The organism is Paraburkholderia sp. SIMBA_030, from assembly GCF_046535245.1.
Classification (GTDB): Bacteria; Pseudomonadota; Gammaproteobacteria; order Burkholderiales; family Burkholderiaceae; genus Paraburkholderia.
The window spans coordinates 43,667-69,807 of record NZ_JAWRXB010000027.1; the positions used below are offsets into that span (position 1 = coordinate 43,667).

Here is a 26,141-nt window from a genome sequence, read left to right on the forward strand (position 1 = left end):
GGCTACGACTGCGCGGCGCTCAGAACGCCTTCTTCCAGCCACCGCCATATGCGATGTCGGCGAGTGGCAGACGCTGACGCACCGACTTCTCACGCTCGCGCAACACCGGATCGAGCTTATCGGCGTCGCCATAGTGGCCGAGCGAAATGATCGCGATCACGTCGACGTCGTTCGGCAGCGTGAATGCCGTGCGGAACGCTTTCGGGTCGAAGCCGCTCATCTGATGCGCGGCGAGACCGAGTGCGTGCGCCTGCAACACCAACGACATCGCCGCCGCACCCGCATCGTACGACGCAGCACGGTTCACTTCGCCCTTGCTGGTAAGCGTGTGCGTGGTCACGGCGATCAGCACCGGCGCCGGCGCATTCCAGCCCTGGTTGAACGGCACCAGCGTGGCGAAAGCCTGCTTGAAGGCCACTTCATCGACGCTGCGGTCAAAAACGAGGAAACGCCACGGTTGCGCGTTATACGAAGACGGCGCCCAGCGCGCCGCTTCAAGAACCGCATGCAGTTGCTCGCGGCTCACCGGCTCGCTCGAATACGCACGCGGGCTCCAGCGGCCCGCAATCAGTTCGTGAATGGCAACTTCGGTAGGAGCGGGTTTGTTGGCCATACGCTTGTCTCGGTCGAAATTCATGATCGACGGGCGGCTGCCCGGGGCCACATAGCATAACCGGGCTTTACCGCACGCGCTCCATCAAGCGTGCAGTTAGTTTTTACGTAGAGTGCAATGGAAAACGGCCCCGTGCGGGCCGTTGGCGTTCAAGCGCTTGGCTTTGACGTGTGGCTTTAAACCGCCTGCGCCTCCGGCACCCGAGCCGGCCGGTTGATGCGCAGCACGATGACGGCGGCGACCAGGCACAAGCCGCCCGAAATCATCGACGCCACTGTGTAGGTGCCGAGGCTCGCACGCAGCATGCCCGCGCCGAGCGCCGCGAACGCTGCGCCCAGCTGGTGACCGGCGACCACCCAGCCGAACACGACAGGAGCCGATTCCTTGCCGTAGACGTCCGTGGCGAGCCGGACGGTGGGCGGCACGGTGGCGATCCAGTCGAGGCCATAGAACACGGCGAAAACCGGCAGGCCGAAGAAGTCGATGCCGAACGCGTGCGGCAGATACATCAGCGACAAGCCGCGCAGGCCGTAATACCAGAACAGCAGCACGCGGCTATTGAAGCGGTCCGAAAGCCAGCCCGACAGCGTCGTGCCGAACAGATCGAAGATGCCCATCGCGGCGAGCAGCGATGCGCCCTGCACTTCGGTCATCCCGTAATCGCCGCACATCGCGATCAGATGCGTGCCGACGTAGCCGTTGGTGCTCGCGCCGCAAATGAAGAAGCTGAAGAACAGCAGCCAGAAATCGCGCGTCTTGCTGGCCATTGCGAGCGTGCCGAAGGCGATCGCCAGCGGATTCTGCTTCGTGACGGTCGTGGTGATCGGGGCATTGGCCGGTTCGCCGAAAGGACGCAGCTTCATGTCGGCCGGCCGCTCCGGCAGCAGAAATGCGACCAGCGGCAACACGATCGCGGCTGCGCCGGCAACGACCCACACAACCTGGCGCCAGCCGTAATGCTCGGCGATGGCCGCGAGCATCGGCAGGAACACCAGTTGGCCGGTGGCCGAACTGGCGGTGAGAATCCCCATCACCAGCCCGCGATGCGTGGTGAACCAGCGGGTCACGACGGTGGCCGACAGCGACAGCGCCGCCACACCCGTCGAGCCGCCGACCATCACGCCCCAGATCAGAACCATCTGCCACGGATGCGTCATCAGCGACGACAGCGCCACGCCCGCCGCCATCGTGCCGAGCGCGGCGAGCAGCGTCGGGCGCACGCCGAAGCGCTGCATCGCGGCGGCCGCGAACGGCCCCATCAGGCCGTAAAGCGCGATGTTCACGGAGATCGCGAGCGAGATCGTCGCACGGCTCCAGCCAAATTGATGCTCGAGCGGAACCATCATCACGCTCGGTGTCGCGCGCGTGCCGGCCGCCGCCAACAACACCAGAAACACCACCGCCACGGTCAACCAGCCGTAGTGGAAACGCCCGCCAATCAGTCTCGCTGCCCAGTTCATCGGCTCTCCAATCGACGCGTACCCCGCAGGCTGCGCCGCTTCGTATTGTTACAGCTTCGGTAAAAGACTTGTGACAAATCAGTCACAATTGGTGTTGCGATGTTAGTTACTGATCGGTAACATGTCAAGGCGTCAATTCAATTCAGGTGACACGCCATGTCCGATAGCGAAACTCCCAAGCCAGCCGGTGTACGGCGCGCGCGCGGCGCGCAAACCGCCGGGCCGCTAGCGCAGCAGCATTTGCTACGCGCCGCGGACGAACTGTTCTACCGCGAGGGCGTGCGAGCAGTCGGTGTCGACGCGGTGGTCGAGCGCGCCGGCGTGAACAAGATGAGCTTGTACCGCCAGTTTTCGTCGAAAGACGAACTGGTGATGGCGTACCTGGAGCGCAAGGACCAGCAGTTTTTTGGGTACGTGGAGAAGAGCTTTGCGAAGCATCCTGGCGAACCGGCGAAGCAACTCCAGCAGTATTTCGACGACCTGGCGGCGCGTGCGTCGATCGATGACTACCGCGGTTGCCCGTTCGTGAATGTTTCAGTGGAATTCCCGGACACGTCGCATCCGGCTCGCCAGTTCGTGTTTCGCAACAAGGAACGGCTGATTGCGCGGATCACGGAGCTGACGACCGCTGCGGGGGCGGATAATCCCGTGGCATTGGCCAATGCGCTGGGTTTGATGATCGAGGGCGTGTATGCGGCCAGCCAGACTTACGGACCGGGTTGCGGGCCGATTCTTGCCGCACCCAAGGTGGCGGCGCAGTTAATTGCCGCTTCATGCGGTGCGGCGCCGGTGGCTTGAACTTTGGGGCCATGGCAGGCCGGCTTTGGCCCGGTAAGATAACGTTTTCTCTTTCGTTGCCGCTTTCTTATGCCGCTGCCTGCCGAGTCTCGTAATGCCGTTGTTGCTGCTACCCGTCATTGGCTGACGAAAGCGGTGATCGGGCTCAATTTGTGCCCTTTTGCCAAGGCCGTGCATGTGAAGGGGCAAATTCGCTATGCCGTTAGCGAGGCGGCCGATATGGAAGGGGTTTTGATCGATCTCGAAAACGAGCTTCAGGCGCTGGTCGCCGCCGATCCTGATGCGGTGGATACCACTCTGTTAATTTTTCCGCAGACGCTTGGCGATTTTCTGGAATTTAACGATTGCTTGTTTTTTTGTGATCGGATGATCAAGCAGCTTCGACTTGAAGGTGTAATTCAGATTGCCAGTTTTCATCCTCATTACCAGTTTGAAGGCAGCGGGCCGGATGATATTGAAAATTATACTAATCGGGCACCGTATCCGATTCTTCATTTGCTCCGCGAGGAAAGTATTGAACGAGCTGTTCAGGCCTTTCCTGATGCGGAGGATATTTACGAGCGGAATCAGGAGACTCTCAGGAGGATCGGCCTTGCAGGCTGGAATGAGTTGATGGAACGCAGCGGCGAGTGATTGGTTGCTTGCCCGCGGCGTTGGCTTTTTTTGTCTTATTGGTTCATCAGCGCCGCCCCTGCAAGGAAAATCACCTTTACACAAAAAACCTTTCCTTCAACTCCCCAATCCCAAGCGTCTCCATAACTTCATTAAGCCGCTCAGCAGACCGCCGTCCCGGCAAATCCTTATACTGCGCAATAATGAGTTCATTCTTCATGGAGTGCTCCCACCCGACGAGCTCGGTAACACTCACCTGATATCCATGAGCTTCCAGCTGCAAACACCGCAATACGTTAGTAATTTGACTCCCAAACTCTCGCGTATGCAAAGGATGCCGCCAGATCTCCGTCAAGACATTCCCGAGTGATTTACCCTTATTCTGTCGCAAGACCCCAGCCACTTCAGCCTGGCAACACGGCACCACAACAATAAATTTGGCATGCTTTTCCAAAGCAAACCGAATCGCATCGTCAGTAGCGGTATTACACGCATGCAGCGCCGTCACAATATCGATCTCTGCGGGCAAGCGCTCCGAAGTGATCGAATCAGCCACCGACAGATTCAGAAAAGACATCCCCGTAAAGCCAAGCCGTGCTGCCAGTGCCTCGGACCTGGTCACCAGATCCTCGCGCGTCTCAATGCCGTATATGTGCGAAACACCACCAGCGGCGCCCTGAAACTCCTTGAAGAAAAGGTCATACAGGATAAAACCTAGATATGACTTGCCCGCGCCGTGGTCGACGAGCGTCACGTCGCCCTGCTTGTCTTTGAGCTCTTTGAGCAGCGGCTCGATGAACTGGAACAGGTGGTAGACCTGCTTCAGCTTGCGGCGGCTGTCCTGGTTCATCTTGCCGTCGCGCGTCAGGATATGAAGTTCCTTCAGCAGTTCGACGGATTGGTTCGGACGGATTTCGTGGGTTTTGCTGGACATCGTGGGTACCGCCATCAATTGCAACGCGAACGTGCGACAGATGACGGAAAAAAGGGAAAGTTGCTGCCAGTTTACCCAAAGCGCGGCCTGCTCACCTGAGTAGCCGCGAAGGCCGTACGAAAAACACCGCATCCTGGAACACTTCCTGCTGGACGAACGGTACGCGGAACGTTTCCAAAGCGGCGCAACACACCATGCGTGCCGGCTCGACCAACAGCCCAAGCCGGCATACGCATAACAACAGGCTGCCGGCCGTCGCGTCGATTACGCGAACCGAATGCATGTGGGGATGGCGGACCCGGAACACGGGCCGAACGTTACGTAACCAGCAGCGCGCCGCGATCTCAAACGGAAGCGCGCTCGGATAATAGAAGAGGCAGCAATGGATACGATACCCAACGGAAACGTCGAGCAGAAGTTTCAGGAAATGATGGCGAAGCTCACCGCCACGCCCGCGTGGTCGGAGAAGCAGCAACTCGAACTGGAGATGGCGCGCGATATCTCCACCGAAATGCTGCGTCTGGCCGAAGTCATGCGCGACGGCCGCGTGGACATGGAAACATGCCTGACAATGCTCAAATACGCGAAGGTGCTCGACTTCGTCATGACCACGCTCGCTTCGCGCCGCGACATCAAACCGCAAACGCTGCGGGTGATCTTCAAGCTCGCCGGCCTCAAAGTGGACGAGGCGTACCCCGGCTGAACCAGCAACGCCGCGACGAAAGCGGGCAACGCATGCCGCCCGTTCTCGTCAGCCGGCATCCACTCTCACGAAAGAACAGATCACTTGCGCGGCGCCTCCGTCGGCGGCGTGCCTTCATGAAACAGCGTCTTTAGCTGGGAGCGCAGTTCCGGCGAGTCCGTGTGTTTGTGAACCGTGACCGCGTGCTGCACAGCCGCGTCGAGCAATTCGCTCTCGGTATCGGCGGACAACGCAACCGTGCAATTCATTTCGCTTGGAAACTCACGGCAGTCGATATATTTGCGGGTCATGACAGTCTCCGTCATCTAGGCAACAGCACGCGCGCAAACCATCTCACCGACCCGCAGCGCAACGGCAGCGTCGAGCGACATGGAGGTGTTGAGCCGGTTTGGCGTGGGGAAGACGCGAACGGCGTCCGATGGAAGGTCTTTGAAAAGTATAGTTCGCGCACCTGAATTGCATAGCAGCGCGCGCGAGTTCAACGAATGCCAAAACGCCCGAACTCAGACGTTTTCGGCCAGCCAGCGGAGCTGCCCGTTTGCCCTGGCGTGCCGGCAGTGTGAAAATAGCGCCCTTCGCGCCGCTCGATCATTGCATCGTGCAAACGCGCCGCCTCTCCGCTCATCTGCAGGACCGCATGTCACCCTCCTTTGATTCCACTCGTGTCGCCGTGATCGGCGGCGGCCCCGCCGGTCTGATGGCCGCCGAGGCGCTGACCCGCCATGGCGTGCAGGTCGACGTCTACGACGCCATGCCGTCGGTTGGCCGCAAATTTCTGATGGCGGGCAAAGGCGGCATGAACATCACCCACTCTGAGCCGCTCGAGCCGTTTCTCGGCCGTTATGGCCCGCGCCGCCCACAGATCACGCCGCTACTCGATGCGTTCGGCCCCGAGGCGTTGCGTGCCTGGTTGCACGAGCTCGGCGTCGAAACCTTTGTCGGCAGTTCGGGCCGGGTTTTTCCGACCGATATGAAAGCCGCGCCGATGCTGCGCGCGTGGCTGCATCGATTGCGAGAAGCGGGGGTGCGCTTTCATATGCGCCACAAGTGGATCGGCTGGTGCGACCAGGACAACAACGTCGCTCCGCACGCCCTGCGCTTCGCAACATCCGAAGGCGAGCAAACCGTGAGCTGCGACGCCGTCGTATTCGCGCTCGGCGGCGCAAGCTGGCCACGGCTCGGATCGGACGCCGCCTGGGTGCCGCTGATGCGCGCGCGCGAGGTGCAGGTGACGCCGTTACGGCCCGCGAACTGCGGCTTCGATGCCGACTGGAGCCCCTATCTGCGTGAGCGTTTCGCAGGCGAGCCGGTCAAGCCCGTCGCCATAGCGGTCAAGGATATAGACAAAAAAGTCCACAATCGACAAGGTGAAATACTTTTGACCGAAACAGGCCTCGAAGGGAGCCTGATTTACGCCTTGTCGGCAGTAATCCGGGAGCGAATTCTCGCCGACGGCGACGTCACGATCACGCTGGATCTGGTGCCAGGCTTGACGCTGGAGCGCATCGTCGCCGAAGTCACGCGGCCGCGCGGCTCGCGTTCAATGTCGAGTCATCTGCAAGGCAGAATCGGTATTGGAGGCGTAAAACTCGCGTTGCTGCACGAGATTCTGTCGAAGGAAGCTTTCGCTGACACCAACCAACTGGCTCAGGCAATCAAGGCGCTGCCGGTACGGCTCATCCGCACGCGGCCAATCGAGGAAGCGATCAGCACCGCTGGCGGGATACCTTTCGAAGCGCTCGACGCGCAGTTGATGATCCAGCGTCTGCCCGGCGCGTTCTGCGCGGGCGAGATGCTCGACTGGGAAGCGCCGACCGGCGGCTATCTGCTGACGGCCTGCTTCGCTAGCGGCCTTGTGGCGGGACGCGGCGCGCTAGCGTATCTCGCGGCGCGCGACGCGCCGGTCTAGCACGCCGCTTTCTTTTCAGCGGCGCGTCGCGCTTCATCGTCCGTGGCCTAGCGCGCTTTCAGCCGCCACAGCGACGTCACCTCAGCCACACGCGCCGCGTGCAGCGCATCGGTCTCATCGGTCGATTTCGGATGACGCGGACGAATGTCCTCGCGGCTGACCACCGTCAGCCCGGCCTTTTCGATCGCGGCGAGCAACCATTCGCGCGTGCGCAGACCGAGATGCTCGGCGAAATCCGACATGATCAGCCAGCCTTCGCCGCCTGGCGACAGATGCTCCGCCAGGCCGTTGAGGAAGCCTAGCAACATGCGGCTTTCCGGATCGTAGACCGCGTATTCGATCGGCGACGCGGGCCGTGCCGGCACCCATGGCGGATTGCAGATCACGAGCGGCGCGCGGCCTTCGGGGAACAGATCCGCGTCCACGACATCGACCTGCTGATCGTAACCAAGACGCGTGAGGTTTTCGCGTGCACAGGCGAGGGCTCGCGGATCCCGATCTGTCGCGATAATTTTCTTCACCCCGCGTCTGGCGAGCAGCGCAGCCAGCACGCCCGTGCCGGTGCCGATATCGAACGCCTTGTTCAGCGACGGCAACGGCGTGCGTGCGACGAGGTCCACATATTCGCCGCGCACCGGTGAAAACACACCGTAGTGCGGATGAATGCGCTCGCCCAGCGCGGGAATGTCGACGCCTTTCTTGCGCCACTCGTGCGCACCGATCAGTCCGAGCAATTCGCGCAGCGACACGACCGACGGCTCATCAGTCGACGGTCCATAGGTTTCGATGCAAGCCTGCTGCACTTCAGGCGCGCGGCGCAGCGGTATTGCGTAGGCGGCATCGAGCGGGATCAGGATCATACCGAGCGTGCGGGCGCGTTGCGACTGCGCCTGACGATGCAGGTTGAACGCATCGAGCGGCGTCTCGCCCTGCTTGCGCGGCTTACGCTCCAGACGGCGCGTGACCGCTTGCAATAGTTGGCGGGCATTCTGGAAGTCGCCGTTCCAGAGCAGCGCGGTGCCTTCGCACGCGAGGCGGTAGGCAGAGTCGGCGGTCGTGCGGTCATCGGCGACGACGACGCGCTTTGGCGGCGGCACTGCTGCTTCGGAGCGCCAACGCGCAGTGCGGGGGCCGTCGGCTTCGGGCCAGGTGATGGTTGCGGGGCTGATCATGATGAGGTGGGATGTGTTTTGCGGGCGTGACGCGGTGAAACGGCGCGTCGTCGGGGGCTTTGCCCGCCGGAGTGATTTTCTTGCGATGCCGACTGACGCCCGAATAGTAACTCTGTCGCCTCGGTTCGCGGTGCGGTATTCGTTAGCGAACGCCGCTGAGGATGCCGATGCCACGGCTTTTGCCGCCTTCAAAGCGCGCCTCGTAGACCAAAAAGTCTAATATCGACAAGGTGAAAGAGATCTGGGCAGAAACGGCTGTTTTTGCATCGGCGTGGCCTGACCGACGGCCCTGCCCCGCACTACGCCGCGGACGTCGAATGCATGGCCAGCAAGTCGCGTGCGGCGCTCCAGGCATCGGTTGCGGCAGTTTTGCGGCCGGAGATTTGCACCGCGAGCGTGGCGCCGTCGAGCAGCATCACGATCACCGGTGCCAGTGCCTTTGCCTGCTCGGCAGGCACGATGTCGGCGGCCAGTTGCTCGATAAATTGCGTCAGGTCGGCCTTCTGCTCGACGGTAATACCGTGGATGCTGCTGCCTTTATCGGCGAATTCGGAAGCGACGTGGACGAACATGCAGCCGGTGAACATCGCGCTTCTGAACCAGTCTTGATGCCATTCGAAGACACGCTCGAGACGGGCGAACGGCGAATCCGCCTCGGCGACAAACGCCTTGAGCGACACCGCGCATTGTTCCTGACGCTGCCGCAACACCGCAATGACCAGATCGGTTTTGGACGGGAAGTGCCGGTACATGGTCATTTTCGCGACGCCCGATTCGGCAATGATCCAGTCCACGCCGACGGCATGGTAGCCATGCTTGCTGAACAGGATCGTTGCGGTATCGAGAATCTGCTGACGCTTGTCGGACACGGCGGCCTTGTTTGTTAAATATCCGGGAAACGATTATACAAGCGCCTCCCCTCGACCATCTCGCGCACGTGGCCGAATAGCGCGCTTTGCCGATTCACCCGAGTGTGTCTCGATTGAGTCACGGGTGAGAATTTCGTACAGCGCAAACATTCGCGCTGCAGTATAGAAATACCTGTCTGCATGGGTAATCGGCACCACTCACCAGAACAAAAACACGTCCGTTCATTCAAAATGCATATTCACTTTCCGGCAAGAAATTAGACAGACCCGTATAGCTTCTGTATAGTCGCATCAACTACGGGGACACACCGTTGCAAAATAGAACCTGAGAGAGTGGCGCTGGCGCATTTACAACAACTCCTACAGCATCGATTCAAAAAAGCCAACATTCAGTTGCGGACACATATTGCGTCCGCAACTAGTATTTTTCCGAATCAGCTGAATCAGCTATTACTTAGCCAGCTTGCGCGTTAAAGCCACATTCACATCTCAATCAAAGCCAACTACTCCCCCGCATTGCGCCGGGTTATTGCTTGCGCGTTGAACGCGCCTAAACGCTGCTTAAAATAAAAAAAACGGGTTTCTGAAAATTTTCAGAAACCCGTTTCGTACTACTGGTGCCGGCTGCAGGACTCGAACCCGCCACCTCATGATTACAAGTCAAGCGCTCTACCTGATGAGCTAAGCCGGCATGAGGCCGTAATTCTACTTCATTTCACGATCTTGAGGCGAGCTCTTCCGCCACCTTTCGACCCATCGTCGTCAGGTTGCGGTCCGTCGGCCGTGTCATCCGCTTTAGTGGACGCGCTGTCCGCAGCCGGCGACGCAACAACCGCGCGCGGTGCAGTTCCGCTCGGCGCGGCCGGCGACTCGGTTTCGTCCGCCAGCTCTGCATCGGCGCCCGAATCCAGCGCCTCGCCGCCCGCCGATTCGACCGGGAATGCCATGCCTTGCCCGTTTTCGCGCGCGTAAATCGCGAGAATATTGGCGATCGGCACTTCGATCTTGTGCGACTTGCCGGAGAAACGCGCGCTGAACTCGATCCACTCGTTGCCCATCTGCAACTGACTGGTAGCCTCGAAGCTGATGTTCAACACGATTTCGTTATCGCGCACGAACTGACGCGGCACCCGCGTCTGATTGTCGACCCGCACCGCGATGTGCGGCGTGTAGCCATTGTCCGTGCACCACTCGTACAGCGCGCGCAACAGATAAGGCTTGGTGGAAATCTCTTGCATCAACAGTCCTCTTACCGGTGCGGACCCGCGCAAAACCATGAGCGCGGCGCCCTCACCCCAAAGCCAAACTCAACGACGCATCACCTTTTCCGAAGGCGTCAGCGCTTCGATATAAGCCGGGCGGCTGAAAATGCGCTCGGCGTACTTCATCAGCGGTGCAGCGTTCTTCGACAGCTCGATGCCGTAGTGATCCAGACGCCACAGCAGCGGCGCGATCGCCACGTCGAGCATCGAGAACTCTTCGCCGAGCATGTACTTGTTCTTCAGGAAGATCGGTGCGAGCTGCGTCAGGCGATCGCGGATCGCGAGGCGTGCCTTTTCGTGATTCTTTTCAGCGGCCTTGCCCTTTTCGTTTTCGAGCGTGCCGACGTGGACGAACAATTCCTTTTCGAAGTTGAGCAGGAACAGGCGGGCACGGGCGCGCTGAACCGGATCGGCCGGCATCAGTTGCGGGTGCGGGAAGCGCTCGTCGATGTACTCGTTGATGATGTTCGATTCGTACAGAATCAGGTCCCGTTCGACGAGAATCGGCACCTGACCATACGGATTCATCACAGCGATGTCTTCCGGCTTGTTAAACAGGTCGACGTCGCGGATCTCGAAGTCCATGCCCTTTTCGAACAACACCAGCCGGCAACGCTGGGAGAACGGGCAAGTTGTGCCGGAATACAGAACCATCATGTTTACGTTTCCTCAAAAAGCTGAAGGGCCAGCGCGCGGAAAAACCGTTCAGCAGGTTTTTCCTGGCGCCGGCCCCACGCCGGTGACGGCGTGATTATTTGATATGTTTCCAGTACGCGGCGTTCAATCGCCAGGCGAAAAAGCTCAGGATGCCAAGGAACAGCAGTACCCACACGCCAAGCTGTTTGCGGGTTTTCTGCGTCGGTTCGGACATCCATGACAGGTACGACACAAGGTCGGCCACAGCAGAATCATAATCTACCGGCGACATCGTCCCCGGCGTGACCTGTTGGAAACCGACAAATTTGTGCACCGTTTCGCCTGTTTTTTCGTCGATTTCGTCGCCGAACTTCGCGGTACGTTGCCCCTGAAGCTGCCACAGCACATGAGGCATGCTCACGTTTTCGTACACCAGATTGTTCCAGCCGGTCGGCCGCGTATTGTCGCGATAAAAGCTGCGCAGATACGTGTACAGCCAGTCCTTGCCGCGCGCTCGCGCTTCCACCGACAAATCCGGCGGACTCGCGCCGAACCACGCTTTCGCGTCGTCCGGGCGCATCGCCACGGTCATCGTGTTGCCGACTTTATCCGTGGTGAACAACAGGTTCGCCTGAATTGCGCTCGGCGTAATGCCGAGGTCGGTCAGCCGGTTGTAGCGCATCAGGTTCGCGCTGTGGCAATTCAGGCAATAGTTTACAAACAATTGCGCGCCGTGCTGCAAGGAAGCGAAATTCTCCGCGTTATCGGGCGCGCGGTCGAGAGGAAAATTCTCGTCCGCGTGCGCCGGACCTGCCAGCACCGCGAGCAGTGTCGCGCCAATTAGCGCGCACGTCGAAAGCAGCTTTTTCATTTCATGTTCTCCTGGCTCGCGATTAGTGAGGCTTGAACCGCACCCGTTCGGGCGGCTGCTTGAACGTGCCAAGCCGCGTCCAGAACGGCATACCGAGGAAAAACGCGAAGTAGATCAGCGCGCACACCTGCGCAATCAACGTTGAAGCCGGCGACGGCGGTCTGGTGCCGAGGAAGCCCAACGTCAGGAAAGCGAGCACGAAGATCCCGTAGAACACCTTGTGAAAAAACGGCCGATAGCGAATCGACTTCACCGGCGAACGATCGAGCCACGGCAGGAAGAACAGCGAGATGACCGCGCCGCCCATCACCACCACGCCCCAGAACTTCGATTCGGTGAACGCCATCGCCAGAATCACCAGCACCGCGAGCACCGGAAGCCCAAGCTTCTTCCACTTGCCGCGCGCGCGCACCAGCGCGAGCAGGCCCAGCAGCGCGATGATGATCATCAGCACGATCTTGAACGGATCGGTGGTGGCGCGCAGCATCGCATAGAACGCGGTGAAGTACCACACTGGCGCAATTTCCGGCGGCGTTTGCAGCGGATTGGCGGGAATGAAGTTGTTCGCTTCAAGGAAATACCCACCCATTTCCGGCGCGAAAAAGATGATCACGGCGAAAATGATCAGAAACACCGAGACGCCCATGAAGTCGTGCACGGAGTAGTACGGATGGAACGGAATGCCGTCGAGCGGAATGCCGTTTGTGTCCTTCTTCCCCTTAATTTCGATGCCGTCCGGATTGTTTGAGCCGACTTCATGCAGCGCCACCAGGTGCACGACCACCAGCAAGATCAGCACCAGCGGAATCGCGATCACGTGAAACGCGAAGAAGCGGTTCAGCGTGACGTCCGAGACGACATAATCGCCACGAATCCACAGCGACAGATCCGGTCCGATGAATGGAATCGCCGAGAACAGGTTGACGATCACCTGCGCGCCCCAGAACGACATCTGGCCCCACGGCAGCAGGTAGCCGAAGAACGCCTCGGCCATCAGGCTCAGGAAAATCGCGCAGCCGAACAGCCACACCAGTTCGCGCGGCTTGCGATACGAGCCGTACATCAGTCCGCGGAACATGTGCAGATACACGACGACGAAGAACATCGACGCGCCCGTGGAGTGCATATAGCGGATCAGCCAGCCCCACGGCACCTCGCGCATGATGTACTCGACCGACGAGAACGCGAGCGTCGCGTCGGGCTTGTAGTTCATCGTAAGGAAGATGCCGGTGACGATCTGATTCACCAGCACCAGCAGCGCCAGTGAGCCGAAGAAGTACCAGAAGTTGAAATTCTTCGGTGCGTAGTACTCGGAGACGTGCTTTTTCCACGTCGACGTCATCGGAAAGCGCCGGTCGATCCAGCCGGCCAGCCCTGTCGTCTCCACTTCGTGTTCGATCGCCATTTACGCTTCTCCTTTCTCGTCCTTGCCGATCACGAGGGAGGTCGCCGACGTGAACATGTAAGGCGGGACGTCCAGATTCTGCGGCGCAGGTTTGTTCTTGAAGACGCGGCCGGCCATGTCGTAGGTCGAGCCGTGGCAAGGGCACAGGAAGCCGCCTGGCCAGTCGTCGGGAAGATTGGGCTGCGCGCCCTCCTGGAAGCGCGGCGTCGGCGTACAGCCCAGATGGGTGCACACGGCGACGGCGACGAACAGGTTCTTGTGATCGGTCCGCGAACGGAATTCGTTGTTGCAGTACTCCGGCAACGGCATGGAAAAAGGATTTTTGGTCTGGGGATCCGCTACTTCTTTATCGGCTTTCTGGACATCGGCGAGCATCTTGTCGGTGCGGTTGATGATCCACACCGGCTTACCGCGCCAGGCAACGGTCTTCATGTCGCCAGGCTTGAGATCGCTAATATCGACTTCGACCGGCGCGCCTGCCGCCTTGGCCTTTTCAGATGGTGCAAACGAACTAACAAAGGGTACGACAGTGGCTACGCCTCCTATGCCACCTGCTACGGTCGTCGCTATCAGCCAGGTACGGCGGCTGCCGTCGACGCGTTCATCTTCCTTGTCTCGCATCACACGCCCCACTTCTGAGTTGGATTTTTCCTTCACGTCGCTTCTACCGCCGCTAGTTTGCGCGAATGGAGTCGGCATTTACAAGGCCCGATTGCCAAAAACCGTGCGAAGCCATTGATATCTCAGGGTTTCTCCGTACGGATCGCAAACTTTTTTGTTCCTCCTTTTAAGCGCCCCCTCCGTTATTCATGCCTTTTTCTTCTCTAATGCGGATTTTCAATTCAAACGGGATTAGGGATATCGATAAACAGGTGTTCGATATCGAACGACTCGGATAGATGCTTGCCGACCGCCTGCACGCCGAAACGCTCGGTCGCGTGATGGCCGGCCGCGAGGAACGCGACACCGCTTTCCGCCGACGTGTGCATCACCGACTCCGACACCTCGCCGGTCAAGTAGACATCGGCGCCGGCGTCGATCGCGGCGTCGAACATGCCGTGCGCGGCGCCCGTGCACCAGCCGACACGGCGCAGTTCGCGGTCCGGGTCGCCGAATACGAGCGGTGTGCGGCCGAGCGTCTGCTCGATTTGCGCGGTGAAGTGCGCGAGCGTGATCGGCATCGGAAACGTGGCGAGCCAGCCAAGGTCGTTCTCGCCGAAGCGCGCGTCGCTGATCCAGCCCATCTTCGCGCCGATCTGCGCGTTGTTGCCGAACTCGGGGTGGTCGTCGAGCGGCAGGTGGTAGGCGAACAGGTTCAGGTCGTTGGCAAGCAGCAGTTTCAGGCGCGCGTATTTGCGCCCGGTGATCTGCGGCGCCTCGTTGCGCCAGAAGTAGCCGTGATGAACCAGCACGGCGTCGGCGCCCCAGTCGAGCGCGGCCTCCAGGAAGGCCACTGAAGCGGTCACGCCGGTCGCGAGCTTGCTGACCCGGCGGCGCCCTTCGACCTGCAATCCATTGGGGCAATAGTCCTTGAAGCGCGCGGTTTCAAGGAGCTTGTTCAAGTACAATTCAAGTTCGATCCGATCCATATAAACCTCTAGTCTTCAGATGCTTAGACGCTTTTGGCTGTTCTTTGCCCAAGCGGTGACTGTGCTGTTGGCGCTGATGTTCATCATTGCGACGCTCAAACCGCAGTGGCTCCAGCGTCAAGGGCAATTCGGCAAGCAACTCGCCGAACCGATCGTCGCGCTTCGGGAAGTGGCGCCAGGCATCGGCAGCGGCCCTCTACAGGAGTCGTATGCGGACGCCGCGCAGAAAGCCATGCCCGCGGTCGTCAATGTGTTCTCGAGCAAGGACGGCTCGCTGCCGCCCGATCCCCGCGCGAAAGATCCGTTGTTCCGCTACTTCTTCGGCGACAAGAACAAGGGCAAGCAGCAGGAACAACCCGCCTCCAATCTTGGCTCGGGTGTGATAGTGAGTTCGGAAGGTTACATTCTAACGAACCAGCACGTCGTGGACGGCGCCGATCAGATTGAAATCGCGCTGGCCGATGGTCGCACCACCAATGCGAAGGTGATCGGCATCGATCCGGAAACCGATCTCGCCGTGCTGAAGGTCAACATGACCAGTCTGCCCACCATCACGCTCGGCCGCATGGACCAGACGCGCGTGGGTGACGTGGTGCTTGCGATCGGCAATCCGTTCGGCGTCGGCCAGACGGTGACGATGGGCATCGTCAGCGCGCTCGGGCGCAATCACCTCGGCATCAACACCTTCGAAAATTTCATTCAGACCGATGCGGCAATCAACCCGGGCAACTCGGGTGGCGCTTTGGTCGATGTGAACGGCAATCTGCTCGGCATCAATACGGCGATCTATTCACGCTCGGGCGGCTCGCTCGGCATCGGCTTCGCGATTCCCGTGTCGACGGCGCGCAGCGTGCTGGAGAGCATCATCACGACCGGCTCGGTGACGCGCGGCTGGATCGGCGTCGAGCCGCAGGATGTGACCCCGGAGATCGCCGAGTCGTTCGGGCTGGATCAGAAGTCCGGCGCGATCGTCGCGGGCGTGCTGAAGAACGGTCCGGCCGACCGCGCCGGCATCAAGCCAGGCGACATCCTGGTGAGCGTGAACGGCCAGGACATCACCGATACCACGCGTCTGTTGAACGTGATCGCGCAGATCAAACCTGGCACGGCCGCGAAGGTTCATCTGGTGCGCAAGGGCCGTGAAATGGATCTGGACGTGGCGATCGGCAAGCGCCCTCCGCCGCCGAAGCAACCGGCGGACAGCAGCGGCGATCAGCAGGACGACGACGGCGGTTGATGCAACGCGGCGCAGGCCGAAGCCGCGGCCAGCGCGTGAGGCTTCAGATCAGTTCGGCGGACTCGCGTCTTCGACCACCGCCGGCTGCTTGCCCACGATCAGCCGCGCCGCGATGATGCCGGCCTCATACAGCACGATCAGCGGAATCGCCAGAATCAGCTGCGAGAATACGTCCGGCGGTGTCACCACAGCCGACACCACGAACGCGCCGACGATCACATACGGGCGAATTTCCTTGAGCTTCTTGATGGTCAGCACGTTCATGCGAACCAGCAGCACGACCACGATAGGCACCTCGAAGGTCACGCCGAACGCAATAAACATCGTCAGCACGAAACTCAGGTAATTGTCGATATCGGTGGTCATCTCCGCGCCGAGCGGCGCGTTGTAGTGCGCCATCACGCGAAAGATGGTCGGAAACACCACGAAGTACGCAAACGCCATGCCGCACAGAAACAGCGTGTAGCTGCTGCCCACCAGCGGCCCGACCAGCCTCTTTTCATGCTGATAGAGACCCGGCGCGACGAACGCCCAGATCTGGTACAGCACGATCGGCAACGCGATCACGAAGGCGACCAGCATGGTGACCTTCATCGGCACGAAGAACGAACCGGTGACGTCGGTGACGATCATCTTGCCGTCCTTCGGCAGATTCATCATCAACGGCCGCGCGAGCAGCCGGAAGATGTCCGGCGCCCAATACACGAGTCCGACAAACACCACGATGACGGCAAGGCCTGCGCGGATGATGCGGTCGCGCAATTCAACGAGATGGGAAATGAAGGTCTCTTCAGTGCCTTCGTCCTGGGTTTGCTGGGGGTCGCTCACACCGGCCCTCGGTTAGAGATTGTCGTTCTGGTCATCAGAAGAACCGCGTCGGACGACGCATGGTGGCCGGCGTGTGACGGGCCACGCGCGCGGCGCCCGATTGCACGCGTGTGCGGCGCGTCGTGGCGCGCTTGTACCAGGTGGGCATGGCCGTCTGTTTGACGCGCCAGTTCTTGCGCCTGGGTCCCGCGGGCGGCGGCGTGCTGGTCTGCCACGACGAAGTGCCCACGTCACCTTCGAGTGCGCCGCCGGCAATGCTCGGCGACACCGACGTGCCCGAATTCCAGGCATCGTTCAGCTCGGTTTCGTGCTTGCGCAGATTGTCGTGAACAGTGGTTTCGACGTTGCTCGCCGCCGCTTCGAACTCGCTCTTCATGCGACGCAATTCGTCGAGTTCGATTTCGCGCGTGACCTCGGCCTTGACGTCGTTGATATACCGCTGCGCGCGGCCGAACAGCGCGCCGGCCGTGCGGGCCACGCGTGGCAGGCGCTCAGGCCCGAGTACGACCAGCGCGACGACGCCGATCAGCGCCATCTTGGTTAGACCGAGGTCCAGCATGAGGTGAAGTGTCCGTCAGTAACGCGGTTGGGCCGCGCTTTAGCGGTAATCGCCGGAACGGGGCGTCTTTTCCTTCGCGTCCACATCCACGGCGCCGTTGCGCGGCAGTTCGCGCTGCTGTTGCGCGTCAGCCGGCGTTTCGGCTTCTTTCATGCCTTCCTTGAAACCCTTCACCGCGCCACCCAGATCGGTGCCGATATTACGCAACTTCTTCGTGCCGAACACCAAAGCGACGATCAACAACACGATCAGCCAATGCCAAATACTCAATGAACCCATGATGACTCTCCTTAACCCCGACGCCGCCTACAGATGCGGCAAAACTCTTATGCCTTGCGGCGTGAATCGAAGCGCGTGCGCTTCATCTATACGTTACCGCTGGCTCTTACGATTCAACCGGCGGCCGCCCATTCGTCAGCCCATTCGGTGCCACGGACGCGGCCCCGCCAGAATATGCGCGTGCAGGTGATACACCTCTTGCCCGCCACCAGGACCGGTATTGATTACCGTGCGAAACCCGGTTTCACCACCGGTATACGCGATGCCCAGCTGGTCGGCCAAACGCGCCACCAAAACGAGCATTCTACCAAGCAGCGATGCATCGCTTTCGGTGCAGTTCGACAACGTCGCGATGTGCTTGCGCGGAACCACCAGCACGTGCGTTTCGGCCGCCGGACGGATGTCGCGGAAGGCGACGAACTCTTCGTCTTCGTGGACTTTGGTCGACGGAATCTCGCCGGCGGCGATCTTGCAGAAAAGGCAGTTCGGGTCGTGACTCATCGTATTCCTGACGCGGTATGGCCGCAGTATGGCTAAAGCACGAAGCGTGCGGCGCGGTTCCGCGGTTTTCTATTCCGGCTCAATAGCCAGCAGACGAAACTCAAAACCAGCCGCGCGGATCCGCGAGCGGCTTGTTATCGTACAGATACAGCCAGCCCTTGATAATACGGTACAACATCCAGATGCTGACTGCCCACAGAACCGGAAAGCCGATCAGGACGAAAACCAGCGCGGCGCCGATCAGATAGCCGGCGAGGCCCATCCAAAACGAGCGGATCTGCCACTCGAAGTGCGCTTCATACGGCGTGCCGGCCACATCCTGCCGCTTCACATAGTTGATGATGACCGCGATCAGAATCGAAATCCCGCCCGTCAGCCAATGGACCGCATACAACGCGTACAGCACATGGGTGAGCGTGCGCAGACTGCGCTCGCGGTCGGAGTCGATCGCGTTGCGATACGCCGGCGGCGGGTAACTGTTGTGCGACTGTTCCATGCTTGGGTCCTCCTGAGGATGCCGTCGGATGTGTTCAGTGCAATGTGGGCGCCGGCGTTCGCTACTTCAAGACAGTATGTGGCAATCAGTCGCCGTTCTGCTCGCGTTCGCGGCTCTTGCGCAGCGCCTTTTCCTCAAGCCCCGACAGGCCTTCGCGGCGCTCGAGTTCGGCGAGCACGTCCGCCGGATTCAGATCGAAATGCGACAGCATCACGAGGCAATGAAACCACAGGTCGGCCACTTCGCCGACCAGCGCCTTCGGCGCGCCGCCATGGCGCGTGTCTTTGGCGGCCAGCACGACTTCGGTGGCTTCCTCGCCGATCTTCTTCAGAACCGCGTCGTCGCCCTTGTGGAACAGGCGCGAGACGTACGAAACGTCCGGATCGCCGCCCTTGCGGCTGTCGATGATGGCAGCGAGACGCAGCAGCGTGTCGTGAGTCGATTGCGTGGATTGCGTCATTTGTAGATGTGTTCGGGGTCTTTCAGCACGGGCTCGACGGCGACCCAGTCGCCGTCGTCGGCCGTGCCTTCGAATTTCTGGAAAAAGCACGAATGGCGGCCGGTGTGGCAGGCGATGCCCGACACCTGCTCGACCTTCAGCAGCACGACGTCTTCGTCGCAATCGAGCCGCAGTTCGTGCACATGCTGCACGTGGCCGGACTCTTCGCCCTTGAACCACAGGCGCTGGCGCGAACGCGAGAAATACACCGCGCGGCCGGTTTCGACGGTTTTCGCCAATGCCTCGCGGTTCATCCACGCGAACATCAGCACGTCGTTCGTCGACGCTTCCTGCGCGATCACCGGCACAAGGCCGTTCGCGTCCCACTTGACCTTGTCGAGCCAGTCCACTTCCGAGGAATTCACCACGTCACAACCTCACCGAAATACCTTGATCGGCCATGAAGCGCTTGGCCTCGCCCACGGTGTGTTCGCCGTAGTGGAAGATGCTGGCGGCCAACACCGCGTCCGCGTGACCGTTCTTGATGCCGTCGGCCAGATGCTGCAGCGAGCCGACCCCGCCCGACGCGATCACCGGAATCGGCACCGCGTCCGACACCGCGCGTGTAAGTGCAAGATCGAAACCGCTCTTGGTGCCGTCGCGGTCCATGCTGGTCAGCAGGATTTCGCCGGCGCCGAGTTCGGCCATCTTGCGTGCCCATTCGACGGCCTCCAGCCCGGTCGCCTTGCGCCCGCCATGGGTGAAGACTTCCCAGCGCGGCGGTTCGCCGTCGGCGGACACGCGCTTCGCGTCGATTGCGACGACGATGCATTGCGAGCCATATTTGTCCGTTGCGTCGCGCACCAGTTGCGGATTCGCGACCGCCGACGAGTTCATGCTGATCTTGTCCGCGCCCGCGTTCAGCAGACGCCGCACGTCTTCGACGGCGCGCACGCCGCCGCCGACCGTCAGCGGAATGAACACCTGCGAGGCGACCGCTTCGATGATCGGCAGGATCAGATCGCGCTGGTCGGAGGTGGCGGTGATGTCGAGGAAGGTGAGTTCGTCGGCGCCCTGATCGTCGTAGCGGCGCGCAATTTCGACCGGGTCGCCCGCATCGCGCAATTCGACGAAGTTGACGCCCTTGACCACACGGCCAGCCGTGACGTCGAGACAGGGGATGATGCGTTTAGCTAGAGCCATGATCTTGCAATTCTGCCAATATCGCTGATGAGGCCGCTCATTCTTGAGCGGCACTGTGCCGGCGCGGCTAGCCGCGTCACGCCGCAGATGTGTCGACCACGTACGGCATGAGGCGCCTTCGGGACGCGCCGTGTCGTCCGCTTAAGTCCGCTTGAGCGGATTGCGCCGTTCAGGCGTCGTCCGATTCGCGCAGCCGGTCCGCGAGGGTCTGCGCAGCCGTGAAGTCGAGATCGCCCGAGTAAATTGCCCGGCCGCAGATCACGCCTTCGATGCCTTCGTCCTCGACCTCGCACAACGATTCGATGTCCGTCAGGTTCGACAGGCCGCCGCTCGCGATCACCGGAATCTTCACCGCGCGCGCAAGGCGCACCGTCGCTTCGATGTTGATGCCTTGCAGCATGCCATCGCGGCCGATGTCGGTGTAGATGATCGATTCGCAGCCGTAATCCTCGAATTTGCGCGCCAGATCCGCCACTTCATGGCCGGTCAGCTTGCTCCAGCCGTCGGTCGCGACTTTGCCGTCTTTCGCATCCAGCCCGACGATGATATGGCCGCCGAACGCCGTGCACGCATCCTGCAAAAAGCCCGGATTCTTTACCGCCGCCGTACCGATGATCACATACGACAACCCGTCGTCCAGATAACGTTCGATCGTGTTCAGGTCGCGGATGCCGCCGCCCAGCTGGACGGGAATCTCGCCACCCACTTCGTCGATGATCGCGCGAATCGCGTCTTCATTCTTCGGCTTGCCGGCGAATGCGCCATTCAGGTCGACGAGATGCAGACGCCGGGCGCCGCGGTCGACCCAATGCCGGGCCATCGCCGCCGGTTCCTCGGAAAATATCGTCGCCTGGTCCATATCGCCTTGTTTGAGGCGTACACACTGACCATCTTTCAGGTCGATGGCGGGAATCAGCAGCATAGCAATCGGGTGTTGTCCGGGAGGTGGTTGAAGGTCGGCGGCAGCGGCTGGTGAGCCAGCTCACCGCAACGCCGTTCCGCTAGTTTAGTACAACTCTTTCGGCATCCTTGCTGGGCGCGATGGAGCTGGGAAATCGTCATGCTGCGGTTGTAGCGCGCGGCAGCCGCCACGCTTGTGGCGCAACAGCGCACGGCAACAGGAAGAAGAAAGGCGCTCACGGGTTCCAGTGCACGAAGTTGCGATACACGCGCAGGCCCGCTTCGGCGCTCTTTTCCGGATGAAATTGGGTCGCGAAGATGTTATCCCGCGCCACCGCCGAGGTAAAGGGCACGCCGTACACCGTTTCGCCCGCGGTATGGGCCGCATTCTCCGGCACGACGTAATAGCTGTGCACGAAATAGAAGAACGCGTTATCCGCGACGCCGTCCCACAGCGGATGCGGCTGCGCCTGACGCACGCGGTTCCAGCCCATCTGCGGGACCTTGAAGCGCGAACCGTCGTCCTGCACCTGGCCTTCGAGGTCGAAACGCAGCACCTTGCCGGGCAGCAGACCGAGGCCGGGCGTGCCGCCCTCGGCACTCCAGTCGAACAGCATCTGCTCGCCGACGCACACGCCCATCAGCGGCTTCGTGCGCGACGCCTCGATCACCGCCTCCTGCAGGCCGGACTCGCCGAGACAGCGCATGCAGTCCGGCATCGCGCCCTGGCCGGGCAACACCACGCGGTCGGCCGAGCGAATCGCCTCCGGCTGATCGACGATCGCCACGTCCGCCTCCGGCGCGGCTTTGCGCAGCGCCTGAGCAACCGAACGCAGGTTGCCCATTCCGTAATCCACAATCGCTATCGAAGTTTTCATTTCAAGTTAGGCAGCAATGCCTTCAATCCATCGACGATGAATTCCACCGCCAGCGCCGATAACATCAAACCCATGAGCCGCGTGCCGATATTGATACCCGTGCGACCCACCCAGCGGGCAATCGGTTCGGCGAGGCGCAGCGAAAAAAAGCAGATCGCCGCCAGCGCCGCACCGATTGCGATCAGGCTGAGCCGGTCGTACCAGTGCGCCGAGCCCGCCGCGTAGATGATCGTCGTACTGATCGCACCCGGGCCGGTCAGCAGCGGAATCGCCAGCGGCACAACCGCGATGTTGTCCTTCTGCTCGGCTTCGTCGCGCTCTTCCGGCGTGGAACGGCTGTTGCCGATCTGCGCGTTCAGCATGTTGACCGCCATCAACAGCATGATGATCCCGCCGCCCACTTCGAGCGAGCCGACCGAAATGCCGAAGAAGCTGATGATCTGCTGCCCGAGCAGCGTGGTCACCGCAATCACGCAAAACACCGAAATCGCCGCGATGCGGATGGTTCTGCGCCGCTCGGCGTCGCCCTGATGGGCCGTCAGGCTCATGAAGAACGGGATGGCGCCGACCGGATTGATCAGCGCCAACAGCGAAATAAACGACTTCAGAATGTCCATCGCCTACCGGGCGCACGCGAGCGCAGCCGGTCCTGGTCAGTGAGTCGTTTAAAGGCTGCCCTTGGTCGACGGAATCTGCCCCGCCGCGCGTTCGTCCAGTTCGACGGCCATGCGCAACGCACGTCCGAACGCCTTGAACACGGTTTCCATCTGGTGATGGGCGTTCAGGCCGCGCAGGTTGTCGATATGCAGCGTCACGCCGGCGTGATTCACGAAACCGCGGAAAAATTCGATGGACAGATCGACGTCGAACGTGCCGATGCGCGCGCGGGTGAACGGCACATGGAATTCGAGCCCGGGACGACCGGAAAAGTCGATCACGACGCGCGACAGCGCTTCGTCGAGCGGCACGTAAGAATGACCGTAGCGGCGGATGCCCTTGCGATCGCCAATGGCCTTCGCGACCGCCTGGCCGAGCGTGATGCCGGTGTCTTCGACCGTGTGGTGGTCGTCGATATGCAGGTCGCCATGCGCTTCGATGTCGAGATCGAACAACCCATGCCGCGCGATCTGGTCGAGCATGTGATCGAGGAACGGCACGCCGGTGGCCAGTTTCTGCTGACCGGTGCCGTCCAGATTGATCTTCACACGGATCTGCGTTTCGCTGGTATTGCGAACGACTTCCGCAAGGCGCATGGTAATTCCTCGAATCGAGCTAGAAAGCGATAGTAGTGTGGGAGGGGAAAACGGCTGGCCGCGCGCGCTATGCACAAGCGCCGACGCGGCTATTTAACGCCATTCAATGCAGCACGAGTTTCAGTGCGGCGACCAGTTGGGCATTTTCCTCAGGGGAACCGACGGTCAAACGCACACAATTAGCCAGCAATGGATGCATTTTACTCACGTTTTTGATCAGAACCCGTGCCGCCAGCAGCGTTTCGAACATAACGGATGCATCGGGCACCCGCACCAGCAGGAAGTTGCCGGCGCTCGGGAACACTTCGGCGCCCGGCAATTGGGCCACGGTTTGCGCCAGTTTCTTGCGTTCTTCGCGCAGTTGCGCGGCCTGGGTGTCGAGCACGTCGACGTGGTCGAGCAGGAAATCGGCGGTGGCCTGGGTCAGCACGTTAGTGTTGTACGGCGGCCGCACTTTGTCGAATTCGGTCAACCACGCGGGCTTGCCCACCAGATAACCGAGGCGGATCCCGGCCAGACCGAGCTTGGACACCGTGCGCATCACGACGACGTTGTCGAACGCATCGGCGCGCGGCAGCCAGCTTTGCTGCGCGAACGGCTGATAAGCCTCGTCGATCACCACGAGGCTCCGGTTCGCCGCGGCGATGATGCGCTCCATGTCGGCGTCGTCGTAGAGCGTGCCGGTCGGGTTGTTCGGATACGCCAGGTAAACGACGGCCGGCTCATGCTCGGCGATCGCGGCCAGCATGGCTTCGGTGTCGAGCGTGAAGTCGGCCTTCAGCGGCACGCCGACGAACGCCAGATTCGCCAGCTTCGCCGACATCTGGTACATCACGAAACCCGGCATCGGCGCGAGCACCTTGGCGCCCGGCTTGGCGCATGCGATCGACACCATGCTGATGATTTCATCCGAGCCGTTGCCGAGCAGCACGTCGCAGCCGGCCGGCACGCCCATCACGCGCTTGATCTTCTCGATCAGCGCTTCCGGACGCGGTGCCGGATAACGGTTCAGCGCGACACCGGCCAGATGCTCGCCAAGATGCGCGGCCAGCACCGGCGGCAGCGGAAACGGATTTTCCATCGCGTCGAGCTTGATGTAGCCCGTCGCGTCCGGAACCGGATAGCTCGTCATCGCGAGCACGTCGCGGCGGATGATGTCTTGAGGTGTCGTCATAAGTCAGCGGACCGGGCCGCAAGGGAGAATCCGGCCTGGCATCGGCGGTAGGCCGGGCTCCAGGTTGGTCTGTATTGTCGTTATTTAACGGGAAACCGCGCGAAATCCGTCGGTGGAGTTTGCGGGCATCGGTTCGACGCCCGCCTGCGCCATCGTCAGGTTCTCCGCATCCGGACTCGTGCAGCCGTTCTTTTACCCGTTCTTTTAGCCGTTCTTTTAGCCGTTCTGACGCATCCGGTATTCGGCGCTGCGGGCATGCGCCTGCAAGCCTTCGCCGTAGGCGAGTTCGGCGGCGATCTCACCGAGCGTCTGTGCGCCTTCCGCACTGACTTCGATCACGCTCGAGCGCTTGAAGAAATCATAGACGCCCAACGGCGACGAAAACCGTGCGGTACGAGACGTAGGCAGCACGTGATTCGGCCCCGCGCAGTAGTCTCCGAGGCTTTCGCTGGTGTAGCGGCCGAGGAAGATCGCGCCGGCGTGGCGGATCAGCTTGCCCCATTGATGCGGCTCCAGCGCGGAGATTTCGAGGTGCTCCGGCGCGATATCGTTGGCGATCGCGCAGGCTTCGGCCATGTCGCGCACCTTGATCAGCGCGCCGCGGCCTTCGAGCGATGCGCCGATCACATCCCGACGCGGCATGGTCGGCAGCAGTTCGTCGATCGCGTCCTGAACACGGCCGATGAACGCGTCGTCCGGGCACAGCAGAATGGATTGCGCGAGTTCGTCGTGCTCGGCTTGCGAGAACAGGTCCATCGCGACCCAGCGCGGATCGGTGGTGCCGTCGCACAGCACGAGAATTTCCGACGGCCCGGCGATCATGTCGATGCCGACCGTGCCGAACACGCGGCGCTTGGCCGATGCGACGTACGCGTTGCCCGGGCCGCAGATCTTGTCGACGGGCGGCACGGTTTGCGTGCCGTACGCCAACGCGCCCACGGCCTGCGCGCCGCCGATCGTGAACACGCGATCCACGCCGCCCAGCAAGGCAGCCGCCAGCACCAGCGGATTCTTCACCCCATCCGGCGTCGGCACGACCATGATGATCTCGCGCACGCCGGCCACCCGCGCCGGAATCGCGTTCATCAGCACCGACGACGGGTACGCCGCCTTGCCGCCCGGCACGTAAATACCCGCGCGATCCAGCGGCGTGATCTTCTGGCCGAGCACGGTGCCGTCGGCTTCCGTGTACTGCCAGCTGTGGCTGCCGCACTCGATCTTCTGCTTCTCGTGGTAGCCGCGCACGCGCGCAGCCGCCGCTTCGAGCGCAGCGCGACGCTTCGGCTCGAGGCCTTCGAGCGCCGCATCGAGTTCCGCCATCGGCAACTCGAGCGCCTCGACACTCGTCGCATCGACGCGGTCGAAGCGGTTCGTGTACTCGAGCACCGCGGCATCGCCGCGCGCCTTCACGTCATTCAGAATCTGCGCGACCGAGCGCTCGATTGCTTCGTCCTCGCTCGCCTCGAACGCGAGCACCGCGTGCAGCGACTTCTGGAAGTCGGCAGCCGTGGAATCGAGTTTGCGAATCTTGATAGACATACGGGTATCCGTTTCGGTAAGG

31 protein-coding genes and 1 tRNA gene are annotated in these 26,141 nt (G+C 61.2%); 5 read left to right on the top strand and 27 right to left on the bottom strand.

Annotated features, from left to right (window positions below):
- Positions 1 to 19: 19 nt before the first annotated feature.
- Positions 20 to 613: a nitroreductase family protein gene (locus SB772_RS34485; RefSeq protein ID WP_410837604.1), complete on the bottom strand. Its 594-nt coding sequence runs from the start codon at positions 611 to 613 to the stop codon at positions 20 to 22.
- A 176-nt stretch (positions 614 to 789) separates the two neighbouring features.
- Positions 790 to 2,073, bottom strand: a complete 1,284-nt coding sequence (locus tag SB772_RS34490; RefSeq protein ID WP_410837605.1) for an MFS transporter — start codon at positions 2,071 to 2,073, stop codon at positions 790 to 792.
- A gap of 156 nt (positions 2,074 to 2,229) precedes the next feature.
- On the opposite strand from SB772_RS34490, the gene SB772_RS34495 reads away from it, so the two are divergent.
- Both SB772_RS34495 and SB772_RS34500 read left to right on the top strand, forming a co-directional pair.
- Positions 2,230 to 2,871, top strand: coding sequence for a TetR/AcrR family transcriptional regulator (locus SB772_RS34495; protein ID WP_410837606.1), 642 nt, complete (start codon positions 2,230 to 2,232; stop codon positions 2,869 to 2,871).
- Between the two features lie 69 nt (positions 2,872 to 2,940).
- On the top strand, positions 2,941 to 3,504 hold the full coding sequence (locus tag SB772_RS34500; RefSeq protein ID WP_410837607.1) for a DUF1415 domain-containing protein: 564 nt from the start codon (positions 2,941 to 2,943) through the stop codon (positions 3,502 to 3,504).
- Between the two features lie 76 nt (positions 3,505 to 3,580).
- Here SB772_RS34500 and SB772_RS34505 read toward each other — a convergent pair whose 3' ends face one another.
- The gene (locus SB772_RS34505) at positions 3,581 to 4,417 is read right to left on the bottom strand and encodes a class I SAM-dependent methyltransferase (protein ID WP_410837608.1); all 837 of its coding nucleotides are present in this window, start codon (positions 4,415 to 4,417) and stop codon (positions 3,581 to 3,583) included.
- A 382-nt stretch (positions 4,418 to 4,799) separates the two neighbouring features.
- Between SB772_RS34505 and SB772_RS34510 the strand changes: the two genes are divergently transcribed.
- Complete coding sequence (locus tag SB772_RS34510) at positions 4,800 to 5,120, top strand: DNA-binding protein (RefSeq protein ID WP_410837609.1); 321 nt, start codon at positions 4,800 to 4,802, stop codon at positions 5,118 to 5,120.
- An 80-nt stretch (positions 5,121 to 5,200) separates the two neighbouring features.
- Here the strand turns inward: SB772_RS34510 and SB772_RS34515 are convergent, their stop codons facing one another.
- Entirely contained in the window at positions 5,201 to 5,410 is a 210-nt protein-coding gene (locus SB772_RS34515) for a DUF1059 domain-containing protein (RefSeq protein WP_410837610.1), read from the bottom strand.
- Between the two features lie 347 nt (positions 5,411 to 5,757).
- On the opposite strand from SB772_RS34515, the gene SB772_RS34520 reads away from it, so the two are divergent.
- Complete coding sequence (locus SB772_RS34520) at positions 5,758 to 7,029, top strand: TIGR03862 family flavoprotein (RefSeq protein WP_410837611.1); 1,272 nt, start codon at positions 5,758 to 5,760, stop codon at positions 7,027 to 7,029.
- 47 nt (positions 7,030 to 7,076) lie between these two features.
- On the opposite strand, the gene SB772_RS34525 is transcribed toward SB772_RS34520, so the two are convergent.
- From SB772_RS34525 to SB772_RS34565, 9 genes are all read right to left on the bottom strand, one after another.
- On the bottom strand, positions 7,077 to 8,201 hold the full coding sequence (locus tag SB772_RS34525) for a methyltransferase (protein WP_410837612.1): 1,125 nt from the start codon (positions 8,199 to 8,201) through the stop codon (positions 7,077 to 7,079).
- Positions 8,202 to 8,500: 299 nt separating this feature from the next.
- Positions 8,501 to 9,070 carry a TetR/AcrR family transcriptional regulator gene (locus SB772_RS34530; RefSeq protein WP_410837613.1) on the bottom strand — a complete coding sequence of 190 codons (570 nt, stop codon included), beginning with the start codon at positions 9,068 to 9,070 and terminating at the stop codon, positions 8,501 to 8,503.
- 615 nt (positions 9,071 to 9,685) lie between these two features.
- Positions 9,686 to 9,761: transfer RNA gene (locus SB772_RS34535), tRNA-Thr, on the bottom strand.
- A 19-nt stretch (positions 9,762 to 9,780) separates the two neighbouring features.
- Positions 9,781 to 10,308: a ClpXP protease specificity-enhancing factor gene (locus tag SB772_RS34540; protein WP_410837614.1), complete on the bottom strand. Its 528-nt coding sequence runs from the start codon at positions 10,306 to 10,308 to the stop codon at positions 9,781 to 9,783.
- A gap of 69 nt (positions 10,309 to 10,377) precedes the next feature.
- Positions 10,378 to 10,989 (bottom strand): glutathione S-transferase N-terminal domain-containing protein, encoded by a 612-nt coding sequence (locus tag SB772_RS34545; RefSeq protein WP_006052302.1) that lies wholly within the window; start codon positions 10,987 to 10,989, stop codon positions 10,378 to 10,380.
- Positions 10,990 to 11,083: 94 nt separating this feature from the next.
- A complete protein-coding gene (locus tag SB772_RS34550) occupies positions 11,084 to 11,839 on the bottom strand; it encodes a cytochrome c1 (protein WP_410837615.1) in 756 nt (251 codons plus the stop codon).
- Between the two features lie 22 nt (positions 11,840 to 11,861).
- Positions 11,862 to 13,244 (bottom strand): cytochrome b, encoded by a 1,383-nt coding sequence (locus SB772_RS34555; protein WP_410837616.1) that lies wholly within the window; start codon positions 13,242 to 13,244, stop codon positions 11,862 to 11,864.
- Positions 13,245 to 13,865, bottom strand: coding sequence for a ubiquinol-cytochrome c reductase iron-sulfur subunit (petA, locus tag SB772_RS34560; RefSeq protein ID WP_410837668.1), 621 nt, complete (start codon positions 13,863 to 13,865; stop codon positions 13,245 to 13,247).
- A 221-nt stretch (positions 13,866 to 14,086) separates the two neighbouring features.
- Positions 14,087 to 14,833, bottom strand: coding sequence for a Nif3-like dinuclear metal center hexameric protein (locus SB772_RS34565; RefSeq protein ID WP_410837617.1), 747 nt, complete (start codon positions 14,831 to 14,833; stop codon positions 14,087 to 14,089).
- A 19-nt stretch (positions 14,834 to 14,852) separates the two neighbouring features.
- Between SB772_RS34565 and SB772_RS34570 the strand changes: the two genes are divergently transcribed.
- Positions 14,853 to 16,070, top strand: a complete 1,218-nt coding sequence (locus SB772_RS34570) for a Do family serine endopeptidase (RefSeq protein ID WP_410837618.1) — start codon at positions 14,853 to 14,855, stop codon at positions 16,068 to 16,070.
- A gap of 48 nt (positions 16,071 to 16,118) precedes the next feature.
- Here SB772_RS34570 and tatC read toward each other — a convergent pair whose 3' ends face one another.
- The 14 genes from tatC to hisD form a co-directional block, all read right to left on the bottom strand.
- Positions 16,119 to 16,898 carry a twin-arginine translocase subunit TatC gene (gene tatC / locus SB772_RS34575; RefSeq protein ID WP_410837619.1) on the bottom strand — a complete coding sequence of 260 codons (780 nt, stop codon included), beginning with the start codon at positions 16,896 to 16,898 and terminating at the stop codon, positions 16,119 to 16,121.
- A 34-nt stretch (positions 16,899 to 16,932) separates the two neighbouring features.
- On the bottom strand, positions 16,933 to 17,457 hold the full coding sequence (gene tatB, locus SB772_RS34580) for a Sec-independent protein translocase protein TatB (protein ID WP_410837620.1): 525 nt from the start codon (positions 17,455 to 17,457) through the stop codon (positions 16,933 to 16,935).
- A 39-nt stretch (positions 17,458 to 17,496) separates the two neighbouring features.
- Positions 17,497 to 17,736 (bottom strand): Sec-independent protein translocase subunit TatA, encoded by a 240-nt coding sequence (gene tatA, locus SB772_RS34585; RefSeq protein ID WP_341314152.1) that lies wholly within the window; start codon positions 17,734 to 17,736, stop codon positions 17,497 to 17,499.
- Positions 17,737 to 17,871: 135 nt separating this feature from the next.
- Entirely contained in the window at positions 17,872 to 18,237 is a 366-nt protein-coding gene (locus tag SB772_RS34590) for a histidine triad nucleotide-binding protein (protein WP_410837621.1), read from the bottom strand.
- 100 nt (positions 18,238 to 18,337) lie between these two features.
- Positions 18,338 to 18,733, bottom strand: a complete 396-nt coding sequence (locus SB772_RS34595) for a DUF4870 family protein (protein ID WP_410837622.1) — start codon at positions 18,731 to 18,733, stop codon at positions 18,338 to 18,340.
- Between the two features lie 85 nt (positions 18,734 to 18,818).
- A complete protein-coding gene (locus SB772_RS34600) occupies positions 18,819 to 19,193 on the bottom strand; it encodes a phosphoribosyl-ATP diphosphatase (protein ID WP_410837623.1) in 375 nt (124 codons plus the stop codon).
- The gene (hisI, locus tag SB772_RS34605) at positions 19,190 to 19,600 is read right to left on the bottom strand and encodes a phosphoribosyl-AMP cyclohydrolase (protein WP_410837624.1); all 411 of its coding nucleotides are present in this window, start codon (positions 19,598 to 19,600) and stop codon (positions 19,190 to 19,192) included. Before hisI ends, SB772_RS34600 begins: the two co-directional genes overlap by 4 nt.
- 1 nt (position 19,601) lies before the next feature.
- On the bottom strand, positions 19,602 to 20,375 hold the full coding sequence (hisF, locus tag SB772_RS34610; RefSeq protein ID WP_410837625.1) for an imidazole glycerol phosphate synthase subunit HisF: 774 nt from the start codon (positions 20,373 to 20,375) through the stop codon (positions 19,602 to 19,604).
- Positions 20,376 to 20,544: 169 nt separating this feature from the next.
- Entirely contained in the window at positions 20,545 to 21,297 is a 753-nt protein-coding gene (hisA, locus tag SB772_RS34615; RefSeq protein WP_410837626.1) for a 1-(5-phosphoribosyl)-5-[(5-phosphoribosylamino)methylideneamino]imidazole-4-carboxamide isomerase, read from the bottom strand.
- A gap of 214 nt (positions 21,298 to 21,511) precedes the next feature.
- Positions 21,512 to 22,153: an imidazole glycerol phosphate synthase subunit HisH gene (hisH, locus tag SB772_RS34620; RefSeq protein WP_410837627.1), complete on the bottom strand. Its 642-nt coding sequence runs from the start codon at positions 22,151 to 22,153 to the stop codon at positions 21,512 to 21,514.
- Entirely contained in the window at positions 22,150 to 22,770 is a 621-nt protein-coding gene (locus tag SB772_RS34625) for a MarC family protein (RefSeq protein ID WP_410837628.1), read from the bottom strand. Before SB772_RS34625 ends, hisH begins: the two co-directional genes overlap by 4 nt.
- Positions 22,771 to 22,818: 48 nt before the next feature.
- On the bottom strand, positions 22,819 to 23,406 hold the full coding sequence (hisB, locus tag SB772_RS34630) for an imidazoleglycerol-phosphate dehydratase HisB (RefSeq protein WP_006052285.1): 588 nt from the start codon (positions 23,404 to 23,406) through the stop codon (positions 22,819 to 22,821).
- Positions 23,407 to 23,509: 103 nt separating this feature from the next.
- Positions 23,510 to 24,580, bottom strand: a complete 1,071-nt coding sequence (gene hisC, locus SB772_RS34635; protein WP_410837629.1) for a histidinol-phosphate transaminase — start codon at positions 24,578 to 24,580, stop codon at positions 23,510 to 23,512.
- 216 nt (positions 24,581 to 24,796) lie between these two features.
- Positions 24,797 to 26,119, bottom strand: a complete 1,323-nt coding sequence (gene hisD / locus SB772_RS34640; RefSeq protein ID WP_410837630.1) for a histidinol dehydrogenase — start codon at positions 26,117 to 26,119, stop codon at positions 24,797 to 24,799.
- Positions 26,120 to 26,141 lie beyond the last annotated feature (22 nt).

Excerpts from the sequence above, each read along its gene's own strand:
- SB772_RS34485 (WP_410837604.1), bottom strand. The coding sequence starts at position 613 with ATGGCCAACAAACCCGCTCCTACCGAAGTTGCCATTCACGAACTGATT.
- SB772_RS34490 (WP_410837605.1), bottom strand. The coding sequence starts at position 2,073 with ATGAACTGGGCAGCGAGACTGATTGGCGGGCGTTTCCACTACGGCTGG.
- SB772_RS34495 (WP_410837606.1), top strand. The coding sequence starts at position 2,230 with ATGTCCGATAGCGAAACTCCCAAGCCAGCCGGTGTACGGCGCGCGCGC.
- SB772_RS34500 (WP_410837607.1), top strand. The coding sequence starts at position 2,941 with ATGCCGCTGCCTGCCGAGTCTCGTAATGCCGTTGTTGCTGCTACCCGT.
- SB772_RS34505 (WP_410837608.1), bottom strand. The coding sequence starts at position 4,417 with ATGTCCAGCAAAACCCACGAAATCCGTCCGAACCAATCCGTCGAACTG.
- SB772_RS34510 (WP_410837609.1), top strand. The coding sequence starts at position 4,800 with ATGGATACGATACCCAACGGAAACGTCGAGCAGAAGTTTCAGGAAATG.
- SB772_RS34515 (WP_410837610.1), bottom strand. The coding sequence starts at position 5,410 with ATGACCCGCAAATATATCGACTGCCGTGAGTTTCCAAGCGAAATGAAT.
- SB772_RS34520 (WP_410837611.1), top strand. The coding sequence starts at position 5,758 with ATGTCACCCTCCTTTGATTCCACTCGTGTCGCCGTGATCGGCGGCGGC.
- SB772_RS34525 (WP_410837612.1), bottom strand. The coding sequence starts at position 8,201 with ATGATCAGCCCCGCAACCATCACCTGGCCCGAAGCCGACGGCCCCCGC.
- SB772_RS34540 (WP_410837614.1), bottom strand. The coding sequence starts at position 10,308 with ATGCAAGAGATTTCCACCAAGCCTTATCTGTTGCGCGCGCTGTACGAG.
- SB772_RS34545 (WP_006052302.1), bottom strand. The coding sequence starts at position 10,989 with ATGATGGTTCTGTATTCCGGCACAACTTGCCCGTTCTCCCAGCGTTGC.
- SB772_RS34550 (WP_410837615.1), bottom strand. The coding sequence starts at position 11,839 with ATGAAAAAGCTGCTTTCGACGTGCGCGCTAATTGGCGCGACACTGCTC.
- SB772_RS34555 (WP_410837616.1), bottom strand. The coding sequence starts at position 13,244 with ATGGCGATCGAACACGAAGTGGAGACGACAGGGCTGGCCGGCTGGATC.
- petA (WP_410837668.1), bottom strand. The coding sequence starts at position 13,865 with ATGCGAGACAAGGAAGATGAACGCGTCGACGGCAGCCGCCGTACCTGG.
- SB772_RS34565 (WP_410837617.1), bottom strand. The coding sequence starts at position 14,833 with ATGGATCGGATCGAACTTGAATTGTACTTGAACAAGCTCCTTGAAACC.
- SB772_RS34570 (WP_410837618.1), top strand. The coding sequence starts at position 14,853 with ATGCTTAGACGCTTTTGGCTGTTCTTTGCCCAAGCGGTGACTGTGCTG.
- tatB (WP_410837620.1), bottom strand. The coding sequence starts at position 17,457 with ATGCTGGACCTCGGTCTAACCAAGATGGCGCTGATCGGCGTCGTCGCG.
- tatA (WP_341314152.1), bottom strand. The coding sequence starts at position 17,736 with ATGGGTTCATTGAGTATTTGGCATTGGCTGATCGTGTTGTTGATCGTC.
- SB772_RS34590 (WP_410837621.1), bottom strand. The coding sequence starts at position 18,237 with ATGAGTCACGACCCGAACTGCCTTTTCTGCAAGATCGCCGCCGGCGAG.
- SB772_RS34595 (WP_410837622.1), bottom strand. The coding sequence starts at position 18,733 with ATGGAACAGTCGCACAACAGTTACCCGCCGCCGGCGTATCGCAACGCG.
- SB772_RS34600 (WP_410837623.1), bottom strand. The coding sequence starts at position 19,193 with ATGACGCAATCCACGCAATCGACTCACGACACGCTGCTGCGTCTCGCT.
- hisF (WP_410837625.1), bottom strand. The coding sequence starts at position 20,375 with ATGGCTCTAGCTAAACGCATCATCCCCTGTCTCGACGTCACGGCTGGC.
- hisA (WP_410837626.1), bottom strand. The coding sequence starts at position 21,297 with ATGCTGCTGATTCCCGCCATCGACCTGAAAGATGGTCAGTGTGTACGC.
- hisH (WP_410837627.1), bottom strand. The coding sequence starts at position 22,153 with ATGAAAACTTCGATAGCGATTGTGGATTACGGAATGGGCAACCTGCGT.
- SB772_RS34625 (WP_410837628.1), bottom strand. The coding sequence starts at position 22,770 with ATGGACATTCTGAAGTCGTTTATTTCGCTGTTGGCGCTGATCAATCCG.
- hisB (WP_006052285.1), bottom strand. The coding sequence starts at position 23,406 with ATGCGCCTTGCGGAAGTCGTTCGCAATACCAGCGAAACGCAGATCCGT.
- hisC (WP_410837629.1), bottom strand. The coding sequence starts at position 24,580 with ATGACGACACCTCAAGACATCATCCGCCGCGACGTGCTCGCGATGACG.
- hisD (WP_410837630.1), bottom strand. The coding sequence starts at position 26,119 with ATGTCTATCAAGATTCGCAAACTCGATTCCACGGCTGCCGACTTCCAG.